We start from the raw sequence: 3,127 nt of genomic DNA, 5'->3' as shown, positions 1-3,127 counted from the left end.
AGGATGCGCACTGCGGCGTATAAGGTAGATGTCGCAAGCGACCGCCGCAGGCGCGAGAATGTGCCAAGGCACATTCTGTGTTGTGCTAAAATCTTTACATAAACTGCGCCATCATATCACTGGAATAGACCACACTGAGGAGAACCACAGCAATGGCAGAAAGGATAATTCCGATGATGGAAGTAATCATTCCGGCAGTAGCCATAGAGTTGTTATAAGGCTTGGCTTTCTTGGAAAGAATTGCGGCGAAAATGCCCACAATACCAAGTCCAATCAGATAGCCGATGCAGGAAAGTACCAGACTGATGATACCAAGAACAAGAGATACAATGGAAAGCATCTTTGCTTCGTGTTCATCATCATAAATCGGAACGTTGTTGTAGAGCATCTCTAAGCGGATACGTCTTGATTTGCGCAGCATAACAAACATTGGAATTGCCAGCAGGATAAATGACAGGGAATTAATTGCAGAGAAAGTATTGATCTGGGACACAATATTTCCAGCATCGAAAATTCCGGTGGAAAGCAGGCTGGCAAAATCAACAAGGGCATGGAAAATGACAAGCATCCAGAAATTGCGGGTAGATGCATATATCGTACAGAATAAAATACCCATCAAAGCAGCGGAGATAACCTGAATCAGCGCACTTGTAAATTTCACTCCGGAAAGGATATTTACAAAATGCATCAGACCAAAGAGGACGCCGCCTAAAACAATGGCACCGGTAATACCTTTTCTTGTTTTTGGAAAACTGTTCAGTAACAGATTAAAAATAACACCTCGGAAGACCAGTTCTTCTACCAGTCCAACCAGAAAAATAGCAACTATATAGAATATAATTTCCAAAGCAGGTCTTACATTTCCCGCTTTTGACATACTGCAAAGATAAATCTGTGCAATAAGGCTGAACAGACAGTAAACCACAAAGAAACCGCCGGTATATAAACTTCTGAGCCAGCCGGCAACATTTTCCGTAAAGATGCGGGCATAACCAATCACAAAGGTTATAATCAGGAAAACAATCAGAATGATAAATTCTGCGATTGCCTGAAGCAGGTAGTCGTTTTGTTCGTTTAATATCGGGATTTTTCCCATAACAAAACCCAGTCCCAACAGTAACCCGGTAAAAAGAATAACCGCTACAACAGACAGCACGATCCCAACGGGTGCTGACAGATTTTTAAATTTTTCTTTCATTGTAAAATACCTCTCCTTAGTAAATAAAATATGCGTTCATTATAGCATACATTTCCGGAAGTACATAATGAAATGTAAAAGTTATATAATTCCCTTTTGTGAAAATCATACAAATACAATAGTGTGTTTTATCTAAAATGCTAATTGACAGAAAAAAGTAAAATGTTTAAGCTATTAAGTGGTTGTTGAGTAAACAATGGGAGTGTGGGCTATGAAAATAACACTTACATCTTTTATAGAATAAGGAAGTTCATATATGTCGGAATTCTCCGGCAAGTATCCCAAATAATTTATAAAACAATTTAATATAACATAATTGCAAAAAGTTGTGATGCAAGAATGCTTTTAAGATAAGAGAAGCGTTTAATTGGGCAGGAAAGCCAATAACAGGAAATGCATTGGTTATATACTAGGAGGAAAAAATAAGAATGAAGAAGAAAAATATAACAGGAATTATAGGAATAGCGATATTCGTGATAGGAATAGTAGCAGCACTTGTAATATATAAAAAGGTGCAGACAATATCAGAAAAAACAGAGACAGGAGAAGAAGCAGATACGATTATACTAAGCGCAGATGAAAATCCATTTGGAATGGAAATAAAAAAAATAAATGAAAATTATGATTTGACGAAGGATTATTACAAAAATTATGATAACACAGGATTGCAGAAATTTGAAATTACGGCGATATATACGAATGCGACCGATTTTATAAAAGATGTAAGAGAAGCGATGGTGTACTGCCAATATATATATTTGGATGAAGAAAAGAACATTATTATAGAGTTGAATGAGGAACAAAAGGAAAAATGGATTAAGAAGGCCGAAGAAAACATTAGGAATGAATTAGAAAAAACAGATGAAGATGAATTATATAAAATATCGGTTTCGGATGATTATACCGAAGTTAATTGTCAGGTAGCTCAGAAGGCAAATGGACTTACATTTACGACAAAACTAATGATTATATTTTTTAATTCGGAAATGTATCAGATATTAAATGGGAATGCAGAGTGGTCCATTCATGTTGTGGCAAAGGATTTATATACAGGAGGAGAGTTGGTAAATATTGATTATCCGAAAGAGGTGTTTTCTATAAACGAAGAAACCTGGGACAACTTGTAAAAGATTTTGAAATTGAACGAGAGAGAAAAATTAAGCAATGCAGAACAGATATATTATTATGTTAATAATTACAACAATTGTAATGATTTTAGCATGTAGAGTGAGAAACTGTGATGAGAGATTTAGGAGAATAGTGATTAATGGGAAAATAAGGAATTTGTTTCTATTTCCAGTAGCAGTTTACAATCAAACGACAATTTTTTCCATGGTTGTTTGTGTGAGTTATGAAATGCTAATTGGTGTGGCATTATTTTCTATCTATTTGCTTAATGCAAAAGCATCAACTGTATGCTTTTTTTGGGGAGCTTTTCAAATATTTTTTGCATGTGTGGCTGCGACAGTGGAATGCTTTGCAGAGTGGAAAAAACAAGAAGAAATGAAAGAAAAAATCAAATACTTTATATTATCTATTTGTTTTATGATTGCATCTATTGTTTATTTAGTAATGGAAATTTGTGAATATTTAGAGCCAGTAAACTGAAAAATTGCATGTAAAAGATGTGCAGCGTGCAGAACAAATTCAAAGGAGAAAATCAAACATGCCTGAAAGTAAATATAAGAAAGAAAAAATTTTGAAAGGATTTCGCTGTTTTTCAATAGGACTAGCGATTTTTTGGACAATTTTTTTAATATATATTTTAATAAGTGAACATTATGCGGAGTATTATCGTATACATTTGTCACAGGTCGATGCAAGCATACCTAAGGTATATATGGATGATGAGGGGGCTGAACGCGGCAAAATAGGTAACGAATTTCTGATAAAATCAAAGGAAAACTCTTATCTGATTTATGGAATCGA

The 3,127-nt window shown here is 35.0% G+C and carries 4 protein-coding genes; 3 read left to right on the top strand and 1 reads right to left on the bottom strand.

Features of this window, described 5'->3' with window-relative positions; translation table 11 throughout:
- Positions 1–94 precede the first annotated feature (94 nt).
- Positions 95–1,198, bottom strand: a complete 1,104-nt coding sequence (locus LKD41_RS15365; RefSeq protein WP_227701661.1) for a CPBP family glutamic-type intramembrane protease — start codon at positions 1,196–1,198, stop codon at positions 95–97.
- Between the two features lie 428 nt (positions 1,199–1,626).
- On the opposite strand from LKD41_RS15365, the gene LKD41_RS15360 reads away from it, so the two are divergent.
- The 3 genes from LKD41_RS15360 to LKD41_RS15350 form a co-directional block, all read left to right on the top strand.
- Positions 1,627–2,325 carry a hypothetical protein gene (locus tag LKD41_RS15360; RefSeq protein ID WP_227701660.1) on the top strand — a complete coding sequence of 233 codons (699 nt, stop codon included), beginning with the start codon at positions 1,627–1,629 and terminating at the stop codon, positions 2,323–2,325.
- 58 nt (positions 2,326–2,383) lie between these two features.
- On the top strand, positions 2,384–2,806 hold the full coding sequence (locus LKD41_RS15355) for a hypothetical protein (RefSeq protein WP_227701659.1): 423 nt from the start codon (positions 2,384–2,386) through the stop codon (positions 2,804–2,806).
- Positions 2,807–2,864: 58 nt separating this feature from the next.
- The coding region (locus tag LKD41_RS15350) for a hypothetical protein (RefSeq protein WP_227701658.1) at positions 2,865–3,127 on the top strand (263 nt) is incomplete at its 3' end.

Origin of the sequence: Roseburia sp. CLA-AA-H209 (assembly GCF_020687575.1) — a bacterium.
GTDB classification, from domain to species: Bacteria; Bacillota; Clostridia; order Lachnospirales; family Lachnospiraceae; genus Roseburia_C; species Roseburia_C amylophila.
The sequence above is the reverse complement of the archived record's forward strand: the minus strand, read 5'-3'. Positions and strand labels throughout refer to the sequence as shown.

Excerpts from the sequence above, each read along its gene's own strand:
- LKD41_RS15355 (WP_227701659.1), top strand. The coding sequence starts at position 2,384 with ATGTTAATAATTACAACAATTGTAATGATTTTAGCATGTAGAGTGAGA.
- LKD41_RS15360 (WP_227701660.1), top strand. The coding sequence starts at position 1,627 with ATGAAGAAGAAAAATATAACAGGAATTATAGGAATAGCGATATTCGTG.
- LKD41_RS15365 (WP_227701661.1), bottom strand. The coding sequence starts at position 1,198 with ATGAAAGAAAAATTTAAAAATCTGTCAGCACCCGTTGGGATCGTGCTG.